Annotated in this window: 18 protein-coding genes and 1 pseudogene; 3 read left to right on the top strand and 16 right to left on the bottom strand. The window is 66.2% G+C overall.

Features of this window, described 5'->3' with window-relative positions; all coding sequences use genetic code 11:
* Positions 1–464: 464 nt before the first annotated feature.
* Together AB0I35_RS16950 and AB0I35_RS16945 are read left to right on the top strand one after the other, a co-directional pair.
* Entirely contained in the window at positions 465–1,448 is a 984-nt protein-coding gene (locus tag AB0I35_RS16950) for an AraC family transcriptional regulator (protein ID WP_357396923.1), read from the top strand.
* Positions 1,449–1,574: 126 nt separating this feature from the next.
* Positions 1,575–1,841, top strand: a pseudogene (locus AB0I35_RS16945) (aldehyde dehydrogenase family protein); the annotation flags it as partial.
* Positions 1,842–1,891: 50 nt separating this feature from the next.
* Here AB0I35_RS16945 and AB0I35_RS16940 read toward each other — a convergent pair.
* The 4 genes from AB0I35_RS16940 to AB0I35_RS16925 form a co-directional block, all read right to left on the bottom strand.
* Entirely contained in the window at positions 1,892–2,332 is a 441-nt protein-coding gene (locus tag AB0I35_RS16940; protein WP_357396922.1) for a nuclear transport factor 2 family protein, read from the bottom strand.
* 51 nt (positions 2,333–2,383) lie between these two features.
* The gene (locus AB0I35_RS16935; protein WP_357396921.1) at positions 2,384–3,502 is read right to left on the bottom strand and encodes an NDMA-dependent alcohol dehydrogenase; all 1,119 of its coding nucleotides are present in this window, start codon (positions 3,500–3,502) and stop codon (positions 2,384–2,386) included.
* Positions 3,503–3,777: 275 nt separating this feature from the next.
* Positions 3,778–4,674 carry an alpha/beta hydrolase gene (locus tag AB0I35_RS16930; protein WP_357396919.1) on the bottom strand — a complete coding sequence of 299 codons (897 nt, stop codon included), beginning with the start codon at positions 4,672–4,674 and terminating at the stop codon, positions 3,778–3,780.
* Positions 4,675–4,893: 219 nt separating this feature from the next.
* Complete coding sequence (locus AB0I35_RS16925; RefSeq protein WP_357396918.1) at positions 4,894–5,808, bottom strand: alpha/beta hydrolase; 915 nt, start codon at positions 5,806–5,808, stop codon at positions 4,894–4,896.
* Between the two features lie 315 nt (positions 5,809–6,123).
* Between AB0I35_RS16925 and AB0I35_RS16920 the strand changes: the two genes are divergently transcribed.
* The gene (locus AB0I35_RS16920) at positions 6,124–7,344 is read left to right on the top strand and encodes a CoA transferase (protein ID WP_357396916.1); all 1,221 of its coding nucleotides are present in this window, start codon (positions 6,124–6,126) and stop codon (positions 7,342–7,344) included.
* Here the strand turns inward: AB0I35_RS16920 and AB0I35_RS16915 are convergent.
* The 12 genes from AB0I35_RS16915 to AB0I35_RS16860 form a co-directional block, all read right to left on the bottom strand.
* Positions 7,307–8,623, bottom strand: coding sequence for a bifunctional 3,4-dihydroxy-2-butanone-4-phosphate synthase/GTP cyclohydrolase II (locus tag AB0I35_RS16915; protein ID WP_357396915.1), 1,317 nt, complete (start codon positions 8,621–8,623; stop codon positions 7,307–7,309). The genes AB0I35_RS16920 and AB0I35_RS16915 overlap by 38 nt on opposite strands.
* 39 nt (positions 8,624–8,662) lie before the next feature.
* A complete protein-coding gene (locus tag AB0I35_RS16910; protein ID WP_357397019.1) occupies positions 8,663–9,847 on the bottom strand; it encodes a thiolase family protein in 1,185 nt (394 codons plus the stop codon).
* A complete protein-coding gene (locus AB0I35_RS16905) occupies positions 9,844–11,310 on the bottom strand; it encodes an aldehyde dehydrogenase family protein (RefSeq protein WP_357396914.1) in 1,467 nt (488 codons plus the stop codon). Before AB0I35_RS16905 ends, AB0I35_RS16910 begins: the two co-directional genes overlap by 4 nt.
* A 34-nt stretch (positions 11,311–11,344) precedes the next feature.
* Positions 11,345–12,853 (bottom strand): GMC family oxidoreductase N-terminal domain-containing protein, encoded by a 1,509-nt coding sequence (locus AB0I35_RS16900; RefSeq protein WP_357396912.1) that lies wholly within the window; start codon positions 12,851–12,853, stop codon positions 11,345–11,347.
* Positions 12,854–12,872: 19 nt separating this feature from the next.
* The gene (locus AB0I35_RS16895; RefSeq protein WP_357396911.1) at positions 12,873–14,363 is read right to left on the bottom strand and encodes an aldehyde dehydrogenase family protein; all 1,491 of its coding nucleotides are present in this window, start codon (positions 14,361–14,363) and stop codon (positions 12,873–12,875) included.
* 62 nt (positions 14,364–14,425) lie between these two features.
* The gene (locus AB0I35_RS16890) at positions 14,426–15,508 is read right to left on the bottom strand and encodes an LLM class flavin-dependent oxidoreductase (RefSeq protein ID WP_357396909.1); all 1,083 of its coding nucleotides are present in this window, start codon (positions 15,506–15,508) and stop codon (positions 14,426–14,428) included.
* A gap of 31 nt (positions 15,509–15,539) precedes the next feature.
* Positions 15,540–15,926, bottom strand: a complete 387-nt coding sequence (locus tag AB0I35_RS16885) for a RidA family protein (RefSeq protein WP_357396908.1) — start codon at positions 15,924–15,926, stop codon at positions 15,540–15,542.
* Positions 15,927–15,954: 28 nt separating this feature from the next.
* Entirely contained in the window at positions 15,955–17,127 is a 1,173-nt protein-coding gene (locus AB0I35_RS16880; protein WP_357396906.1) for an LLM class flavin-dependent oxidoreductase, read from the bottom strand.
* Between the two features lie 345 nt (positions 17,128–17,472).
* Positions 17,473–17,988 carry an NAD(P)H-dependent oxidoreductase gene (locus tag AB0I35_RS16875; protein WP_357396905.1) on the bottom strand — a complete coding sequence of 172 codons (516 nt, stop codon included), beginning with the start codon at positions 17,986–17,988 and terminating at the stop codon, positions 17,473–17,475.
* Entirely contained in the window at positions 17,985–18,470 is a 486-nt protein-coding gene (locus tag AB0I35_RS16870; RefSeq protein ID WP_357396904.1) for a flavin reductase family protein, read from the bottom strand. The genes AB0I35_RS16875 and AB0I35_RS16870 overlap by 4 nt, the downstream gene beginning before the upstream one ends.
* Entirely contained in the window at positions 18,467–19,267 is an 801-nt protein-coding gene (locus tag AB0I35_RS16865; protein ID WP_357396902.1) for an enoyl-CoA hydratase-related protein, read from the bottom strand. Before AB0I35_RS16865 ends, AB0I35_RS16870 begins: the two co-directional genes overlap by 4 nt.
* A 5-nt stretch (positions 19,268–19,272) precedes the next feature.
* Entirely contained in the window at positions 19,273–19,668 is a 396-nt protein-coding gene (locus AB0I35_RS16860; RefSeq protein WP_357396901.1) for a RidA family protein, read from the bottom strand.
* Between the last annotated feature and the right edge of the window lie 13 nt (positions 19,669–19,681).

Here is a 19,681-nt window from a genome sequence, read left to right as displayed (position 1 = left end):
CATTGGTACGACGAGATCTATTTCCATTTCCAGGAATCGTCACACACCGATCGCCGCATGAATCGCTAACGTGCGGAACAGCAATCACTCCGCTGCGGCATACGAAACCGTAACGCGCGTCACACTCGAAGACAATTGGCGATCAGGAAAGGCTGAATTCACCGTTATCGAATCGAATAGCCGACGACCCGGCCCGCAGCCACACCTCGCAATTAATCCGAAACGCCATATATTGTGATCGAACAAAATTTCAAACGTACTATTTCGATCAAACACACAAAGAAATCGTGGCACTGGAGATCGGCGCGCCACAACTATCGAGGGCACTACACGGACGCACACGGCCCACGCCGGCCCCCGAGAGCGATACCGTGCATAGGGCGAAGGCGAAGCATATATAATGCTCAACACTCGCCCATGCTCGAGTCGGACAGAGTGGTCCAGCCTGGGCAAGGAGGTCGACAGTGCCCGAACCGAATGATGAACAGGTGCCCGACCTCACGGTCAGCTACAGATCCACCGACCGCGAGGCCGCGCACAGGCGACTGACGCAGACCTTCGCCGAGCATGTCCTACGAATCGAGCGAGATCGCGACCTGGACTTCCGCTTGGACGTCGTGCCGTCGCAGCAGTTCCTCATGAGCCGCATCCGGTTCGGCGCCGCCGTCGGCTTCGAGGCGCCACCGATGCAGTCCTGCTACCAGATCAATATTCCGCTCGACGGCTCGGCCACGCTGACCCAGCGCAACGCCCAACGGACGGTACGGGCCGGGGCGGGTGGGCTGGCAATGCATCCTGGCGCGCCCCTGCTCTTGCGATGGGAGGAGCAGACATCGCAATACGCGATCAAATTCCCGCGTGCACCATTGGAGGCACACGCCGCGAAACTCGCCGGTCTGCGCGGGGCCGAAAGCATCGAGTTCGACCTGTCGTTCGATCTGACGAGCAGCGCGGGGAGAGCGCTGGTCGCCAGCGCGGATTTCGCCTACACCGAACTCGCCCGACCCGGCGGCCTGGCATCGTTCCCTTCGGCCAAACGGGAATTGGAATCGATGTTCATGACCCAGCTCCTGTGCGTCGTACCCAATCAACTCAGTGCCCTACTCAACCGCGGCGAGACAAGCACCCGGCACGCCAAGATCCGCGAAGTGATCGACTACATCGATAGCCACCCCGACCTGCAGCTGAGTATCACCGACCTCGCCGAGTTGGCCGGGCTCGGACCTCGGGCGCTACAAGCCGGCTTCCGGCAGGTCGTCGGCGTCTCACCCAGCGCGTATGTGCGTGGCATCCGTTTGGACCGCGTCAACCAGGACCTCGTCAACGGCCGTGGCTCGGTCACCGATATCGCCGCGCGCTGGGGTTTTTACCACCCGGGCCACTTCGCCCGGCACTACCGCACCCGGTTCGGTATCAGCCCATCGGAAACGCGGCGACGAAGTAGGTGACAGACCCGACTTCATGCCTCACTGGCCGAGCGAAACGCAACCGTCGGCATGCCTCTGCTGCCGGACAGCAATCGCGATACTAGGACTCCTACATGACTACCTTCGTCAGGGGAAGCCGCGAGCTTTATCGATGGTCGCTGGGCCACCGGTGACGGTGACCCCATCACCACCGTCAATCCCGCCACCGGCCTGCCTGTGGCGACCACTGCGTCCAGCGGCCCCACCCAGGTGAGCGCGGCGACCTCCGCCGCGCGCCACGCCTTCGACGGTGGCGAGTGGAGCCGCCTGACTCCGGCCGAACGCGGCGCCCTGCTGCACCGCCTGGCCGACCTGCTCCAACAGAACCGGGAAGCACTGGCCCAGGCCGCGGCCACCGAGATCGGCACCCCGATCAGCAGCGGACCCACCCTCCACGTCGACCTACCCGGTCATTGCCGGGAGCGTCAGGCGAAAGTAGGGCTGTCCGATACGAAGCTGGCGAATGCCAGACTCCGTGTCTTCCACTGCCCTTCACGCTTGACGAATTCGAACGCGTACGTGCCGGACAGCAGAACACGAGTACCGTCCGAGGTGAGACGGAAGTAGAAGACATCGGTGGTCGCGGACGCGGTATCACCTTCGACATCGATCACCGGATTGGTGATGTGGTGATGACACTGCGGAACTTCGCGCCATACCTTCCGCACCAGTTCTCGCACGCCGTCGGTGCCGTGGCCCTGCCCGCGCGGCAGCAGATAGTCCGCGTCTTCGGACCAGATGCTCATGAAAGTGGCTTCGTCCTGTTTGTCGATGCCGTGGCAGTACTTCGCCATCAGCATCTTGATCTCCTCGAGGTCGACGACCCATTGGATCTTCTGCTCCAGTCCGGTATCGAGATTCGTCATGGTGTTCGGTACGACTTTCGACTCGTATGAATTCGGGTGATGCAGTGGTGGCTATTGGTAGGTGATGACCCCGCGGATGTTCGTTCCGTCGTGGAGGTCCTTGTAGCCCTGCGCGACGTTGTCGAGGGTGTAGGTGCGGGACACCATCTCGTCGAGCTTCAACGAGCCGGACCGATACAGGTTCAACAGTCGTTTGATATCCCAATTTCCGTTCGTCGCCCCGAACAGAGAGCCCTGCAGACGCTTCTGGGAAAGGGTCAGATCGTGCAAAGAAATGGGGACGCCCACAGCGTCGTGCTGACCGATCGCCGTGACAACGACGGTTCCGGCTTTTCGGATCGCCGAGAAGGCCTGGGCCACGTGTTCGGCCTTCAGAATTCCCACTGTCACGATGGCTGAATCCGCGCCTTGGCCGTTCGTGAACCCGCGCGCGATCTCCGCGGCCTCTTCCATGGTCGCCACCGAGTGGGTGGCACCGAAGGTCGCCGCCTTCTCCCGCTTGAACGCCACCGGGTCCACCGCGATGATGTTCTCGGCACCACCGAATCGAGCGCCCTGCAGTGCACTCACACCGATTCCACCGACTCCCATCACGATGACGGTGTCGCCGGGCCGCACGGCGGCCGAATTCACAGCCGCACCCCATCCCGTGCTGACCGCACAGCCGACCAGACATGCCTTGTCGAGCGGAATGTCCTTGTCCACCTTGGTGACCGAGTCCAACGACGCTGTCGTGGTGTCCACGAACGTCGAGATCCCGCACAGTTGTCCCACCGGCCGTCCGTCCGGAAGGTGCAACCGGTAGGTGCCGTCGGTCCACCGTGGCCCCGCCAAGATTCCGGCTGCGAGGTCACACAGGTTCGACATTCCCGTGGCACACCAACGACAGTGCCCACAGGACGGTATGGCCGAGAAGACGACATGATCGCCTTCTTCGATGCCTTTGCTGTTGGGCCCCACTTTGGTGACGATTCCGGCACCCTCGTGTCCGAGTGCGAAGGGGCAACCGGTCAGCGGCGAATCACCTGTCACGTGATGGTCGTCCGAATGACACATGCCGGAGGCGACCATTTTCACCTGCACCTCGTCGGGTCGAGGATCATCCAATTCCATGTCGACGACATCGAGACTTCCGGGAGATTCCCAGATGATCGCACCTCGTACCCGCATGACTCATCTCCTCACCAGTTCTACTGTGCGACAGGGTGATTCACCTGCCGACGTCGAGCAGCAACCTTTGAGACGATGCTAGGAGCGTTGCGACGCACGTCACAATCCAGAATGCGCATACCGCCATCCCGAATGCGCTCAGCGATAGACCACAGTGACGAATGAACTGGTGCCGAGGTACCGCTCCATTTCGGATCGGCCGACACGCGACGCGCTGCTCGCCCGGCGGTTCCGGTTCGACATCGCCGAACCAGAACCGATTCGCTCGTCGGCGGTTATCGGGCGAGATTCTTGCGGAAGAACGGGACCAACTGGTCCAGTGCCTGCGAGACGTACTTGTCGACGTCGTAGAGATCGACGTGCGTCGCGCCCTCGACCTCGTAGAGCTCGGCATTGTCACCGGCCGCGGCGACCGCGTTGTCACTGAAGGGTTTGGTGACGGCAGCGGTGCCCGCGATCATCAGCAGCGGCCGAGGCGCGATCTTGGCGACATCGGCGAAGGCGTCGAACTGGTCCAATTGATCGGCGCTGCGCAGCACATACTTTCCGATGGACCGTGGGTGCTGCCCGCGCGGCGTCCGGTAGTAGTCGAAGAATTCCGCGACAGAAGGCGGCGTCGAGTCGTCGACCGAGTCCGGCAGCACCGGAACCATCGGAATCTCCTCGCCTGTGGCCTCCGCGATGCGCGCGGCACCAGCCTGCGCCACCAGTTTCGCGAAACCCTCCGGGTCTGGTTGCTTGAAGAAGGCCGCACCATCGGCAGCACTCACCGTGGCTACCGCCCTTATCCGGTGATCGGTCTGCGCCGCGTACGGTACGTATCCGCCGGAAGCACAGATGCCGAGGGCGCCGATCCGTTCCGGGTCGACCTCGTCCCGGGTACTCAGGTAGGTGACCGCGTTGCGGACGTCCTCGGCGCGCTGGAACGGATTCTCCAGCCCACGCGGCTCTCCCTCGCTTTCACCCTGGTAGGCGGCATCGAACGCGAGAGTGACGAACCCCTGTTCAGCCAGGGCGCGGGCGTAGATGCTCGACGTCTGCTCTTTGACGCCGGTCAGCGGATGACTGACAACGATGGCCGGTGCTCGGCCGTCGACCGAGTCCGGGGTGTAGAGGTGACCGGCGAGTTGCAAACCGCTGCTGTTGAAACGAACATCAGACTTGGTGGGCATGATCTCTCCTCGTCCTCGTTGTTCCGATCCGGAGTTCGGATCGATATCTCCATCGTGCGTACTTCGATACCCTCGCGGCAGGGAGAGAATTTCCTAGGAAGATCCTTCCCTGTGGCAATCCACCTGTGTCCGCTATGCTCGGTCGGCCCAGGAAAAGGCGTCTGCCCCGCACGAGGATCACCCGTGCGGGGCAGACGTCTGTGTGAACGGTGGCCAGGATCAGCCGGCCAGACCCTTACCGAAGAACTCGTCGAGCTTGTCCACGGCGGGGGTGACGTACTCGTCCAAGTCGTAGAGGTCGACGTGGGTCGCGCCGTCGACTACGAACAGTTCCTTCGGCTCGGCGGCCTTGGCGATGGCCTCCTCGCTGAAATAGGCGGTATCGGCCTTCGATCCGACGATCATGAGCAGCGGACGCGGGGAAATCATGGCGATCTTGGCGTACGCGTCGAACTGGGCGATGCGGTCGATGCTCTGCAACGGCCACTTGTTCTCCGAGCGCTCGTGCTGCCCGCGAGGCGTGCGGTAGTAGTCGTGGGCGTCGCGGAACAGATCCGGAGCACCTTCGAGACCTTCGGCGCTCGGCGGCGCCCAGATCTGGTAGTTCGGCTCCGCGCCCTGCGCTTCGGCGGTGCGCAGCGCACCGGCGGCGTCGAGCATCTCCTGCAGCACCGACGGGTCCTGGGTGCGACCGAGACCGTTGCTCAGGTAGTCGCCGATGTCGAGGCCGCTGACGGTGGCCACGGCCTTGATGCGGTGGTCGGTCTGCGCCGCGAAGGGCACGTAACCACCGGAGGCGCAGATGCCGAGGGCACCGATGCGGGCGGGGTCGATGTCGTCACGGGTGGTCAGGAAGGTGACCGCGGACTTGACGTCCTCGCTGCGCTGGAAGGGGTCTTCCAGGAAGCGCGGCTCACCTTCGCTCTCGCCCTGGTAGGCGGCGTCGAACACGAGCGCGGCGTAGCCCTTCTCGGCCAGGCGCTTGGCGTAGATGCTGGCGGTCTGCTCCTTCACACCACCGCCGGGGTGCGACACCACCACGGCGGGCAGGCGCTCGCCGCCGCGGTTGTCGGGGGTGAACAGGATGCCCGCCAGGCGCAGGCCGTTGCTCGGGAAGGTGACGCTTGTGCGCATCAGGCACGATCCTTTCGATGAGATCTGTTCCGGCTGGGAGCCGATGCAACAACCTTCTCTCCGGCGGAATCTGCCGACAATGGGAAAGATTCTTCCTATGAAGGGTCGAGCCCAGTAATAACTACTGGCCGTCTGTGATCGCCCGCGATTCGACCACCGCGAATTCCCGCTTCGCGACTTGTCACTGGGTTCGAGCAGGCCACCGGCCTACGATGAGGGCAGCCGGTGACCGAACCTGGGGTTCTCCCGGCACGATTCACGACCGCTGCCGGTGAGTTGCCTCGGCCGCGTTCCCGATGACGAAAAGAGACGACCATGACCGGACCGCTCGACGGCGTGCGCATCCTCGACCTCACCTCGAACTTCATGGGCCCGTTCGCGACCCTGCTGCTGGCCGACATGGGCGCCGATGTGGTGAAGATCGAGTCGACGGCCGGGGACACCACCCGCGGTGTCGGTCCACGTCGCAATCCCGGCATGGGCGCGATCTTCTTGCACCTCAACCGCAACAAGCGCAGCGTGGTGCTCGATCTCAAGTCCGCCGACGGCAATGCCGCGCTCCAGCGCATGCTGGCCTCGGCGGATGTGTTGCTCTACAGCCTGCGCCCGAAGTCGATGGCACGCCTCGGCCTGGCCTATGAGCAGGTGCGTGAGCGTAATCCGCGCCTGATCTACTGCGGTGCTTTCGGTTTCGGGCAGAACGGCCCCTACGCCGACCGGCCCGCCTACGACGACCTGATCCAGGCGGCCGTCGGCATGCCGGTCCTGCAGAGCCGAAAAACCGGTGAGCCCACCTACATCGCCACCGCGATCGCCGACCGCGTCGTCGGCATGGCGGCGGCCAACGCCATCACCACCGCTCTCTATCGCCGCGAACGCTCGGGCCACGGCCAGGAGGTGCAGGTCCCGATGTTCGAGACATTCGCTCAGTTCGCCATGGGCGATCACCTCTACGGTCACACCTTCATTCCGTCGATCGGCACCTCCGGCTACGCCCGGATGATGAACTCCGACCGCCGTCCGTACCGGACCCGTGACGGCTATCTCGGCGTGAACGTCTACACCGACAAACACTGGCACCGATTCTTCGCCCTGGCAGGCAAGCCGGAGATGGCGCGGGACCCCCGCTTCGCGGATATCGGCGGCCGCACCGAGAACATCGGGCTGCTCTACCGATTCCTCGCCGAAGTGCTCGAAACCAGGACGACGGCGGAGTGGGTGCAGATCCTGTCCGAAGCCGACATCCCGGCCATCGAGATGAACACCCCTGAAACGCTTATCGACGATCCACACATGAAGAACGTCGGCTTCTTCATCGAAGAGGAACACCCGACCGAAGGCCTGCTGCGGTCGCTGGGCATCCCACAGCTGTGGAGCGAGGACACACCCGAATTGCGTTATCCCGCACCGCGTCTGGGTGAGCATTCGGTGCAGGTGCTCACCGAGTACGGCTTCGCCACCGACGAGATCGATCGCCTGGTGACTGCCGGTGCGGCCTTCACACCTGACACCCTGCCTCCGCGGAAAAATGGGTGATGACATCCGGAACGGCTGTCGCTACGTCGGCAGCACGACGCCCGGTGTTGCCGACAGGAGAGTGGACGTCCGGCAGAGTGTGGCCCATCCGCTCTCGCTTGGTACGCAGATATTCCACATTGTGCGGGTCGGCGGCCACTGTAAGTGGCACGCACGAATGCACTCGAGTCCCCCTTTCCGCCAGAGCGATCGCCTTGTCGGGATTGTTCGTCAACAGCTGCACCGCGGTGATGTTCAGTTCGCCGAGGATCTGGGCGGCGGCGCCGTAGTCGCGGGCGTCGACCGGAAGACCGAGTGCGAGATTCGCATCGACGGTGTCGGCGCCGTCGTCCTGGAGGCGATAGGCCCGGAGCTTGTCGGCCAGACCGATGCCCCGGCCTTCGTGTCCGCGCAGGTAGATCACGACGCCGCGGCCGTGTGCGGCGATGCGGGCCATCGCCGCGCTCAATTGCGCACCGCAGTCGCAGCGGCGGGAACCGAACACATCACCGGTGAGGCATTCCGAGTGCACGCGGGTGAGGACGGGCTCCGGGCCGGACACATCGCCGAGGACGAGGGCGATGTGCTCGACCCCGTCCTCGACGGACCGATAGCCCACAGCGGTGAAATCTCCGGACCGGGTCGGTAGCCGGGTTTCGGCGACCCGCTCGATGAGGCGTTCGTGTGCGCGCCGGTATCGCACCAGGCTCTCGATGGAGATCATCGCCAGCCCGTGCTCGTCGGCGAAGGATCGCAAGCTCGGGCCGCGCTTCATGGTGCCGTCGTCCTCGACCAGCTCGACGAGCACACCCACCGGCGGGAGGCCCGCGAGCCGGGCCAGGTCGACGGCGGCCTCGGTGTGCCCGCGCCGGACCAGTACCCCGCCCGCGCGGTAGCGCAGCGGGAAGATGTGACCGGGCCGGTTCAGGTCCGCCGCGACCGACGACGGATCGGCGAGGACCTGGGCCGTGTGCGCCCGATCGGCGGCCGAAATACCGGTGGTGACACCAGAACTCGCGTCAACTGACACCGTATAGGCGGTGCGCAACGGATCCTGGTTGTGCGGAGTCATCAACCCGATGTCGAGGCGGTCGAGCCACTCCCCCGCCATCGGCACACAGATCACACCGCTGGAGTGCCGGACGGTGAACGCCATCAGCTCCGGAGTGGCTTTCGCCGCGGCGAAGATGATGTCGCCCTCGTTCTCCCGGTCCTCGTCGTCGACGACGACCACGGGTTTGCCCGCGGCGATATCGGCGATCGCCCGCTCCACCTCGTCGAACCGAACCCTGTTGTTCATCGCCATCCTCCTGACTGCCCGGTCATGGGCGAGCACACGTCAATCTCGTTGCAGTACCAGCGCATTGGCCATGCCGCCGGCCTCACACACGGTTTGCAGGCCGTACCTTCCGCCGTTGTCCTCCATGGCGTGCAGCATGGTGGTGAGCAGCCGGCAGCCGGTGGCGCCGAGTGGATGACCGAGCGCGATCGCACCGCCGCGCGGGTTCAGCCGGTCGAGGTCGGCGTCGAGTTCGTCGGCCCAGGCCAGCGGCACCGACGCGAACGCCTCGTTCACCTCGACATGGTCCATCTCGTCGAGTCCGAGCCCGGTGCGCGCGAGCAGTGTCTTGGTGGCCGCGATGGGTGCGGTCAACATCAGCAGCGGGTCGTCACCGCAGGCGTGGAATCCGTGGAACCGGGCGCGGGGCTGCCACCCCATCCGCCGGGCGGCGCGTTCGCTCGCGATCAGCACCGCGCTCGCGCCGTCGGTCAGCTGAGACGAGTTCGCCGCCGTGACCCGCCAGTCGAGCTCGGGGAACCGCGCGGCGAGTTCGTCGGTGCGGAACGCCGGGGCCAGCGCGCCGATCTTGTCGGCGGTGGTCCCAGGCCGAATCGTTTCGTCACAGTCGACCACGGTTCCGGTGCCGGGCACGGTGATCGGCACGATTTCCCGCTTGAACGCACCAGCCGAATCCGCGGCGTGCGCCAGTTCGTGTGAGCGGGCGGCGAATTCGTCGAGCCGGTCCCGTCCGATTCCCCAGCGCTGCGCGACGAGTTCGGCCGCGATGCCCTGGGATACGAGGCCGGGCGCGTACCGCTCGGTCACCGACGAGCCGTAGATGTCGGCGCCCTGCCGGTTGGAGCCGATCGGCACCCGGCTCATCGATTCGACACCGGCCGCGATGACGATGTCGTAGGAACCCGCCATCACCCCCTGGGCGGCGAATTGCAGCGCCTGCTGACCAGAACCACATTTGCGTTCGATCGTCACCGCGGGCACGTGTTCGGGCAGGCCCGCGGCCAGCCACGCCATCCGGCCGATATTGCCGGACTGCTCCGCGGACTGCGTCACACAGCCCACCAGTACGTCCTCGACCTCACCCGGATCGACGGCGGTCCGGTCGATCAGTGCCGAGACCACCTGGGCGAGCAGCTCGACGGGATGAACATCGGCCAGCGCACCGCCGACGCGGGCGCGCCCCATGGGTGAGCGCACCGCATCGATCACGAAGGCCGGGTTCACCACCGCGACACCACCAGCTTCTGATCGGTGAAGAAGTCCAGCGGTGCGGCGCCGCACACATGCGAGTCGCCGTAGAAGGATTCGCCGTATCCGCCCATCGTCACGTTGGCCGGCGGAGCGGGGAAGGCGTTGACACCGACATTGCCCGCACGCACGCGGCGTTCGAACTCGGCGGCGACCGCGCCGGAGGTGGTGAAAATCGAGGCGGCGTTGCCGAATTCGGTGTCGTTGGACAGTGCGATCGCGGTTTCGAGGGAGTCGACGCGGTGCACGTTGATCACCGGGCCGAACAGTTCGCGCCGTTCCACCGCTTCCCTCGGGTCGAGTCCGGCGACGATCGTCGGGCCGACGAAGTAGCCTGCCTCGGTCTGCGCCCCACCGGTCGGCTTGACCTTGCGGCCATCGAGAATGATTGTCGCCCCAAGGTTTTCGGCTTCGGTGAGCGCACCAAGGATGCGTTCCTTGCTCGCCGCGCTCACCACCGGACCCATGGTGACGCCCTCATCGGCCCCGGCGCCGACGACGATCTGCTCGGCGCCGGCCACCAGTTTCGCCATCAGCGCGTCGTAGATCTCGCCGATCACGATGACGCGGCTACCGGCCAGGCAGCGCTGACCGGCCATGCCGTACGAGGACGACAGGATGCCCGCGGCGGCCCGGTCGAGGTCGGCATCGGGCGCGACGACGATCGGGTTCTTCGCACCGCCGTTGGCCTGCACCCGCTTGCCCGCCGCGGCCGCCTGCGCGTAGATGGCCTTGGCGGTCGGCGAGGACGTGATGCACGAGACCGCGCGCACCGCTGGGTGCGCGATCAGATGCTGGACGACATCGGCGCGGCCGTGCACGAGATTGAGCACACCCGCCGGCAGTCCGGCCTGCTGCAGCAACCGGATCGCCGCACTGGAAGCGATCGGGTCCTGCTCGGATGCCTTGACGATCAACGTGTTTCCGGTGACCAGCGCCCACGCCGAGAACTGCACCGTGTTCATCACCGGGAAGTTCGACGGCGTCACCGCGAGGCACACCCCGAGCGCCTCACGCACCCGGCGGGCGTCGAGGCCGGTGGTGACGTTGACGTTCTCACCGTGGTACAGCATCGGCGCGGCGATGGCGGTTTCGAGGAAGTCCATAGCGCGGGCGACCTCGCCGCGGGCTTCGTCCAGTGTTTTGCCCTGATCGCTGGTGATCACCCGGGCCAGTGCCTCGGTGTTGTCTTCCAGCAGCCCCCGCATCCGGTAGAGGAGGCGGACCCGGTCCGACAGCGGGCGCGCGCTCCACTCGGGGAAGGCGCGCTGGGCGGCCGCCACAGCGGCGTCGGCGTCGGCGATGGAGGCCGGTGCCACCTCGGCGATGCGGTGGCCGGTGGCCGGGTCGAAGACCTCGATGGTCGCCGTGCCCGATCCCGGCCCCCATTCCCCGTCGATCAGGTTGGCGGCGATCGAATCCAGTTCTGTGAACGTCACTTCGGTTGTCTCCTTCTCGAGAAATCTGTGGTCTTCAGGCACGCAGCAGGTCGGCGGCCTTTTCGGCGATCATCACGACCGTGGCGTTGGTGTTGCACGAGACGATCGACGGCATCACCGACGCGTCGGCGACACGGAGGTTTTCCACGCCGTTGACCCGCAGACACGGGTCGACGACCGCGCTCGGGTCCGCCCCCATCCGGCAGGTGCCGGACAGATGGAAGAAGCTGCTCACCGCGTCGTGAATCGCACGCTCGAGGCCCCAGGGGCTCAGCTGCAGCAGCACCGCTGCCTCCGATACACCGCCCCACTCGTCGAACGCACCGGTGCGCACCAGGCGGTCGACGGTCTCGACACCCGCGACTAGCTGGTCGTAGTCACCCGGTTCGCTGAGGTAGCGGGGGTCGATCACCGCAGGCACGTCGGGGTCTGCGGCGACCAGCCGGACGGTGCCCCGGCTGCGTGGCCGCATGTGCCCGATGCCGAAGGTGAAACTGTTCGCGACGGGCTGCTGCCAGGGCAGGTGGTAGTCGACCTGGATCTGCACGATCTGCAATTCCGGCCGGGTCTGTGCCGGGTCGGTCGTCAGGAACAGCGTCGACTCGGCGTAGTTGCCGCTGGGCGGGGGCAACGGGCGTTGGGCCCGCATTCGCACCCCGGCGAGCATGATGTGGTCCTGCAGGTTCTCGCCCACCTCGGGCGCGTCGACGACGGGTTCGATGCCAACGCGCGAAAGCGCCTGGGCCGGACCGATTCCCGACAGCATCAGCAAGCGCGGTGAGTCCACCGCCCCGGCGCAGAGCACCACTTCGACGGCGGCGCTCGCTTCGACCGACTGCCCTTCCCATACGTACTCCACGCCTGTGCACCGCGTGCCACGCATCGTCAGCCCACGCACCAGGGCGCCGGTGCGGACGGTCAGGTTGGGCCGACCGATCGCCGGACGCAGGTACGCGGTGGCGGTGCTCTGCCGGCGCCCGTCCTCGAGCAACAGGTCGTGGCACGCGGCACCGAGCAGTTCGCCGGTGTTGAGATCGTCGACGACCCGGTACCCGGCGTACTGGGCGGCCGCGAGGTACGCGGTGGTCAGGGGATGTGGTGAGCGGATCGGCTGCGGTCGCAACGGGCCGCCCCGGCCGCGGTGGCGCGGGTCGCCGTCCGGAACATGCTCGCTGCGCAGGAAATACGGCAGGACATCGTCGTAGCCCCAGCCTTCGGCGCCTGCCCGCACCCACTCCTCGAAGTCGAGCCGGTGCCCGCGCAGGTGTGCCATCACATTGATCGATCCGGACCCACCGAGGACCTTGCCGCGGGTGGCGGGAATGCTGCGTCCCGTGACCGCTTGTGTGGTGGTCGCGTAACCCCAGTCGGCGTCGCCGCCGATCAGACTCGGCCAGGCGGCGGCGGTCTCGACGTCGGCCCGCTGTTCGGTACCGCCCGCCTCGAGCAGCAGCACCGACACCGCCGGGTCCTCGGTGAGCCGGGCGGCGACGACACATCCCGCGCTGCCGCCGCCGACCACGATGTAGTCGTAGGTACTCATCGCCGGTTCTCGCGTCCCGTCACAGGTTCACCACGACGGTCTTCAGCTCGAGGTACTCGTCCAGGTTCTCCCGGCAGGTCTCGCGGCCCCACCCGGACTGCTTGTACCCGCCGAACGGGAGCGCGGCGTCGACGGCCTGATAGCAGTTGACCCAGACCTGGCCGCTCTCGAGCTCACCGGCGAACCGGTGAGCTCGGCTCACATCGCATGTCCAGACGCCCGCGCCGAGCCCGAAGTCGGTGTCGTTGGCCGAGGCGAGCACCTCGTCCTCGGTATCGAAGGGGATCACCGACAGGACGGGGCCGAATATCTCCTCACGCAGCAGGCGCGACTGCCGATCGACACCGGTGAGCACGGTCGGTTCTACGAAGAATCCCTTGTCGCCGTGTCGATTTCCACCTGCCACGACCTCCACGCCCTCGGACCGGCCGAGTTCGAGATAGCCGAGTACCTTCTCCCGGTGCTCGGCGGAGATCAACGGTCCCATCTCACTGGCCGGATCGAGGCCGGGCCCGAGCGTGATGGCGCGGGCGCGCTCGGCCAGCCCCGCGACGACCTCGTCGTACACGCCGCGCTGCGCGTACAACCGGGAACCTGCCACGCAACTTTCCCCCTGGCAGGCGAAGATCGCCAGCGCAGAAGACGGGATCGCCTTGTCGAGGTCGGCGTCGTCGAACACGATGTTCGGTGACTTGCCGCCCAATTCCAGCGAAACACGCTTGAGCGTGTCCGTCGCGGCCCGGGCGATCACCTTGCCGGTCGCCACCGAGCCGGTGAAGGTCACCTTGTTCACGCCGGGGTGACGCACCAGGGCGGCGCCGACAGTCTCGCCGTAACCGGTGACGTAGTTGACAACGCCCTCGGGGATACCGGCTTCCAGCGCCAATCTCGCCAGTAACGCGATCGAAAGTGGTGTCTGTTCAGCGGGTTTCACCACGATGGTGTTACCGGTGGCCAAGGCGGGCGCGAGCTTCTTCACCGTCATCAGCAACGGCAGGTTCCACGGCACGATCGCAGCAACCACGCCGAGCGGCTCGCGCACCGTGTACGCGTGGTACGGGCCGCCGAAGTTCATCGGGAACGACACCGGGATGGTATCGCCGGTGATCTTGGTCGGCCAGCCCGCGTAGTACCGCAGGATGTCGATCGACAGCGCCACATCCACATACCGTGCCTCCGCGATCGGCATGCCCGCGTCCAGCGCTTCCAATTCGGCGAGTTCCCCGGCATGGGCCTCGAGGAGATCGGCGAGTCGCCAGATCAGCTTGCCTCGTTCCTGCGGGGTGAGCAGGCGCCACGGCCCGCGCAGCGCCGCCCGGGCGGCCGCTACCGCGCGGTCGACGTCTTCGCTGTCCCCGGCGGGTACCTGAGCGACGACGGCGCCCGTCGCCGGATCCTCGACCGCGAGCGTGCGGCCCGAACAGGCCTGCACCCACTCACCGCCGATCGACATCTGTTGTGCCTCGGCGACCCGCGTGCGCAGGGCGTCGGAGTGCAGGGTCATGGTCATAGCTGCAAATCCTTTGTCGATGGTCCCCGGCCACCGCGGGCGCGACGGCCGGGGAACTCGGGTCAGACGGAGACGGGTGTGGTGGTCGCGGTGAAGTTCTTCATCAGCGGGAAGACCTCGCTGCCCATGCGTTTGATGTCCTCGACGTAGTCGGGGAAGATCAGCATGTAACCGGCGACGCCGTCGATCTCGGCCCATTCGTCGAGCTGGCGGGCGATGCCGGCCGGTGAGCCGGTGATGAAGTCGGTCGACATCTGGACCGCGCCCTTGCGGTCCATGCTGGCCAGGATCTCGGAGGTGCCGCCCTGCGCGGTATCGGTCACCGCGCCGCTCACCATGTACTCGATGGCGGCCAGGTCGGCGTGGTCGACATAGTTCTGCAGTTTGGCCTCGGCCTCCTCGTCGGTGTCACCGATGACGACGCCGAGCGCCACGTACGGCTTGATCGTCCGGCCAGCTTCCTCCATCTGCGCGCCGAATCGGTCGACGACCCCGCGCAGCGCTTCCTGCCCGCCCCAAGCCAGGCGGAAGGAGTAGTCCGCGTACTTGGTGGTGAACTTGATCGCGTCGTCGGAGGCACCGGCACACACGATGTTCATGTGGCGCGGCGGCTTCGGGCCCATCCGCAGGTCCTCGTACTGGAAGTATTCGCCTTGGAAGTTGGTGACGCCGTTCTCCCACAGCTCGCGCACCACCTGGCAGTATTCGCCGGCGTACTGCCACCTGTAGTTGTTGTAGTCGTAGCCCGGCCACACCTTCAGCACCTCGAGCTCGCGCGGATGCCAGCCGCCGGGCACGATATTGAGCGAGAAACGACCGTCGCTGATGGAGTCGATGGTCATCGCCATCCTGGCCGCGATCGCGGGATGGATGGCCAGGATATTGACCGAACCGATGAGCTTCATCGCGGTTGTGTCCCTGGCCAGCGCCGCCATTTGGGTCATCGACTCGAGCGCGTCGTCCCAGAAACCGGTGGTGCCCCCGTGTCCGCGCAGACACGACAGCGACAGCGCGAACGAGAAGCCGTTCTGCTCACCGGTCTGCACGATCTCGCGCATGTGCTCGTAGGTGGGCGAGTACTGCGGCGCGGTCTCGGACATGATGTAGCCGTTGCGCGCACTCGGGATGAAGATGCCGAATTCCATGGATATTCCTGTCTTTCGTGGTGGACGGTGATTACCGGGGCCGGACGGCGATGGCGTCGATCTCCACCCGGCAGTCGCCCGCGATGCCGACGACGAAGGTTGTGCGCGCGGGGAACGGGCCCGGCGCGAAGACCTCGGTGTAGGCCTCCCAGAACTCCTTGCGGTAGGAGTCGTCGCTGAGGTAGCAGGTCGTTTTGACCACGTCGCGCAGCCCGCATCCCGCCGCCTTCAGCAGGCCTTCGATCTCGGCCAGCGCGATCTTGGTCTCGTTGGCGATGGTGTCGGCCTCGGGCTTGCGGTTCAGGGTCTCCAGGTCGAGGGCCATCCCGCCGGCGTAGACGTAGTCTTTCGTCGCGACGCCGGGGGTCATGCCATAGCGGGGGTAGAGCAGGTTTCCGGGGTTCAGGTACTCGGTCACGGGGTCTCTCTTCTCTTTTCGGGTGTCGTCAGCCGGCAACGCGCAGGGACGCGTCGAGCTTGCGCAATTCGGGCATCACCTCTGCGGCGAACAGCTCCAAGGAGCGGTCCACGTCGGCCGCGGCGATACCTGGCGCGCCCATCTGCAGCAGCCAGTGCTGGATGCCGTGGCTCTCCGTCAGGCGCGTCATACGCTCGATGACGCTCTGCGGTGAGCCGATCATCAGGTGGTCGCGTTCCATCAGCAGGTCCCAGGGGTCCATCTCGCGGAAGCGGGGGTCGGCCGGATCTTCGTCGGCGTCGAGCCACACACCGATTCCCCGGACGCGGCAGAGGAATTCGAAGAACTCGACGATCGCCGGTTCAGCGACCCGGCGGGCCTCTTCGTCGGTCTCCGCGATGCAGCACAGCCGCAGCACGCCGCATCCCGCCCCCAGAGCCGGAGTCACACCAGTGGTCGCGGCCACCTCGTCGCGGTAGTTCTCGAACAGGTTCGTCAGCACATTGCCGGTCGGGTACCAGGTGATCGGCCGCAGGCCCTTGCGGGCGGCGCCGACGAATCCGCTCATCGACTCGGTGACCGCGAACAGCGGCGGCGTCGGCTGCTGGAACGGCCTCGGGGTCATACCGAAGGCGAGGAGGTTGTCGTCGTCGTCCACCCAGCCCTCCGGCATCGGCGCACCGGGCGAGTGGATGAACTTGGTGCCCGGCTCGGGGAAGGTGTAGCGCTTCCCTTCCCAACGGAAGGCGTCCTCGGTCCAGATCTTGCGCACGATGGCCAGGTGTTCGTCGAAGATCTCTTGGCTGGTGTCGGCACCGTTCCAGCGGTTCGCGTCGGGGTTGAGGTTCATGACCTCGATAGGCAGGATGCCCCGCCCGAACGCCACGTCGAGCCGGCCGTCGCTGAAATGGTCGAGCAGGGCCAAGTCCTCGGCGACGCGCAGCGGGTGCCACAGCGTGAGCGAGACGGCGGCCATGCCGAACCGCAGTCGTTCAGTGCGTGCGGCAAGGTCGGTGGCCAGCATGATCGGATTGGGACTGGCGTCGGTGCCGTCGACGTCGAAGTGGTGCTCCCCCAACCAGATCCGGTCGAATCCGAGCCGGTCGGCCATCTCGGTGTGGCGACGGGTTTCGAGCATCACATCGTGCCAGGACTGCTCGCCCGAGCGGTTGGTGAGTGCGTAGAGAAGATCCAATTCCATGGTTACTCCGAGGTTCCGGGCTGTCGCCCACCGGCCGCGGTCGTGGACCGGGTAGCGAGTGGGGCTTGCGCGAGGACAGAGGGGGAGGTCGCCGATGCGTCTCATCGCCGAGTGGCAACCGTCACATCAGACTCCACGGGGCGACCCGGCTACACGACCGCGCAATTACGTATTCGCTACGTATTCCCGGACGTACGTAGCGAATACGGCACGTGGACACGAAAACGGCCGGACCCGCACGTGGCGGGTCCGGCCGTTCGTCGGACCTGAGTCATATTGTCCGGGCAGCATCGAGCTACGGCAGGGATCTTCTCGTGAAGTGCTGCCGTTCAGCTGTTTTCGTCGTCAGTCGCGGATGCGAACCGCTCGTAGCGCGGTGACCGCACCCGTGAGCCAGTCGGCGACGACCGCTGTCAACCGATCGATATCGGACTCCAGGACGTAGAGCCCGCGAGTCGGGACGACAGCCCCTAGTTCGACCAGCAGCGGGCGCAGATGAACCTCCACCGCCATCGCGTGGGCGGGCGCGCCGCCGACCATCACCGGGACCGCGACGACACCGTCCAGCGCGGGCGGACCGTAGCGGTCGAGGAACGCTTTCAGCAGGCCGGTGTAGGTGGCCTTGTAGGTCGGTGAGGCGACGACGAGCACGTCCACCGCGCTCAGCGACGCCATGTCGACGCGCACGTCCGCACTGTCGGGGTCGAGTACCGCCGGGCCGTGGTCGGCCAGTTCGACGAGCGGACCGACCTTTCCGCCTATCGACACCGCGAGCTGTTCCGCGACAGCCATCGCGACCTTCGTGGTGCGCGATGCCTGCCGTGGGTTGCCGACGACCACGCCGACCACCGGCGCCGTCACGCGCTCACCGCTGTGAAGAAGGCCCGGCGCGCGTAGGCGAGGGCGTGATCGTCCCCGGCCTGCCCCTCGACGACCGCGCCGACGACGATCACGTGGTCGCCTGCCTCGATGAACTGCTCGACCCGGCACACCGCGTAGGCCGCGCAATGCTGATCGAGGATCGGGCCACCACACGCGGCAGTAGGCGCCGACCAGACGTGACTGTCGAACTTCGAATCGGATTTCACCGCGAAATCCAACGCGACGCGTTCGCGGCCTGCGGCGATGTAGTTGACGGTGAACGCCTTACTCGCCCGCACCGCACCGAGGGTGTTGGAGCCGAGATCCAGGCACGCCAGCAGTAGCGGCGGGTCCAGCGACACCGAGCACACCGCCGACACGGTGAGCCCCTGCGGCCGACCGTCCGCGCCGGTCGCGGTGACGATCGCCGCCGGACCGGGCGCACACGCCATGATCTTCTTGAACTGCTCCTGATCGATCATTTCGTCTCCTTCGTCGCGGCGCCGGTACTGCGACCCGCCGCCCGGATTCCCTCCCGCACCCCCGGGTGATACGAACTCGCCGCCTGCGCCCACGATTCGAAGCCGAGCGTCGCCTCGAACGATCCGTTCGCCGCGATCGCGACCGCGCGTTTGATGTCACGCGCCAGCGCCGGTTCCAACGCGGCTACCGACGCCGCGAACGTCAGCGCTTCGGCCCGCGCGTCCGGCGCGAGCACGTCGGCAAGGCCGCGGGCGAACGCCTCTTCGCCGCCGAGGACAGCTCCCAGTAGCAGCGTGTGCAGCGCCCGCCCGGCGCCGAGTCGTTCGGTCAGGAACCAGGTGCAACCGCCACCGGGATGCAGACCGAGCCTGGCGAAGGTCGCGCCGAATTTCGCCGCCGGACCGGCGATGACGATGTCACAGGCGAGGGCGAAGTTCAGTCCTGCGCCGATGGCATGGCCATGGACGGCGGCGACCGTCGGATACGGCAGTTCGCGCAACCAGAGGAAGCTGTCGTAGTACGACAGTTGTCGCTCGCGGATCTGGGCAGGCGTCGCTCCGTCGACATCGAAGAGCGCGATCAAGTCGGCGCCGGCACAGAACGAGGTTCCCGTCCCGGTCACCACGAGTGCCCTCGCCTCGCTGTCGTTCCCCAGTTCTTCTGCCGCGCTGAGCAATTCCTCGCGCATCACCGGACCGATGGCATTGCGTTTGTCCGGATCGTCGAGTTCGAGTACCCGCACACCGTCGGCACGCCGTTCGAGCCGGATCTTCTGGAATTCGGGTGTCGAGCTCACGGCACTCACCGCGCGTCCGCGCGCACGGCGACCGCTTCGATCTGCACCCGCAGATCCGAGGCGATACCGAGAACGAACGTCGAGCGCGCCGGGTACGGGCCCGCGCCGAACACTCCCTTGTACGCCTCGATGAACTCACCTCGGTACGCGTCCTCGCGCAGATAGCAGGTGGTCTTGACGATGTCGCCGAGACCGAGGCCCGCGTCCGCGAGGATGGTGGCGATGTTGTCCAGGCAGATGCGTGTCTCGTCGGCGATCGTCGCCGCGTCGGCGCGCCGCTTCATCGTCGCCGGGTCCATCGCCAGACCCGCGGCGTAGACGAACTTCTCGGTTGCGGTGCCGGAGGACAGGCCCGCGGCGGTGTAGTCGCCGATCGCGGGCGGGTTCAGGTACTCGATCATGACGGTCTCCTTC

The organism is Nocardia sp. NPDC050378 (assembly GCF_040655675.1).
Classification (GTDB): Bacteria; Actinomycetota; Actinomycetes; order Mycobacteriales; family Mycobacteriaceae; genus Nocardia; species Nocardia coubleae.
This window is presented reverse-complemented; position numbering and strand designations above follow the sequence as displayed.

Bases quoted from the DNA above. Each gene is read 5' to 3' on its own strand.
- AB0I35_RS16940 (WP_357396922.1), bottom strand. From the start codon at position 2,332: ATGACGAATCTCGATACCGGACTGGAGCAGAAGATCCAATGGGTCGTC.
- AB0I35_RS16935 (WP_357396921.1), bottom strand. From the start codon at position 3,502: ATGCGGGTACGAGGTGCGATCATCTGGGAATCTCCCGGAAGTCTCGAT.
- AB0I35_RS16930 (WP_357396919.1), bottom strand. From the start codon at position 4,674: ATGCCCACCAAGTCTGATGTTCGTTTCAACAGCAGCGGTTTGCAACTC.
- AB0I35_RS16925 (WP_357396918.1), bottom strand. From the start codon at position 5,808: ATGCGCACAAGCGTCACCTTCCCGAGCAACGGCCTGCGCCTGGCGGGC.
- AB0I35_RS16920 (WP_357396916.1), top strand. From the start codon at position 6,124: ATGACCGGACCGCTCGACGGCGTGCGCATCCTCGACCTCACCTCGAAC.
- AB0I35_RS16915 (WP_357396915.1), bottom strand. From the start codon at position 8,623: ATGAACAACAGGGTTCGGTTCGACGAGGTGGAGCGGGCGATCGCCGAT.
- AB0I35_RS16900 (WP_357396912.1), bottom strand. From the start codon at position 12,853: ATGAGTACCTACGACTACATCGTGGTCGGCGGCGGCAGCGCGGGATGT.
- AB0I35_RS16895 (WP_357396911.1), bottom strand. From the start codon at position 14,363: ATGACCATGACCCTGCACTCCGACGCCCTGCGCACGCGGGTCGCCGAG.
- AB0I35_RS16890 (WP_357396909.1), bottom strand. From the start codon at position 15,508: ATGGAATTCGGCATCTTCATCCCGAGTGCGCGCAACGGCTACATCATG.
- AB0I35_RS16880 (WP_357396906.1), bottom strand. From the start codon at position 17,127: ATGGAATTGGATCTTCTCTACGCACTCACCAACCGCTCGGGCGAGCAG.
- AB0I35_RS16870 (WP_357396904.1), bottom strand. From the start codon at position 18,470: ATGATCGATCAGGAGCAGTTCAAGAAGATCATGGCGTGTGCGCCCGGT.
- AB0I35_RS16860 (WP_357396901.1), bottom strand. From the start codon at position 19,668: ATGATCGAGTACCTGAACCCGCCCGCGATCGGCGACTACACCGCCGCG.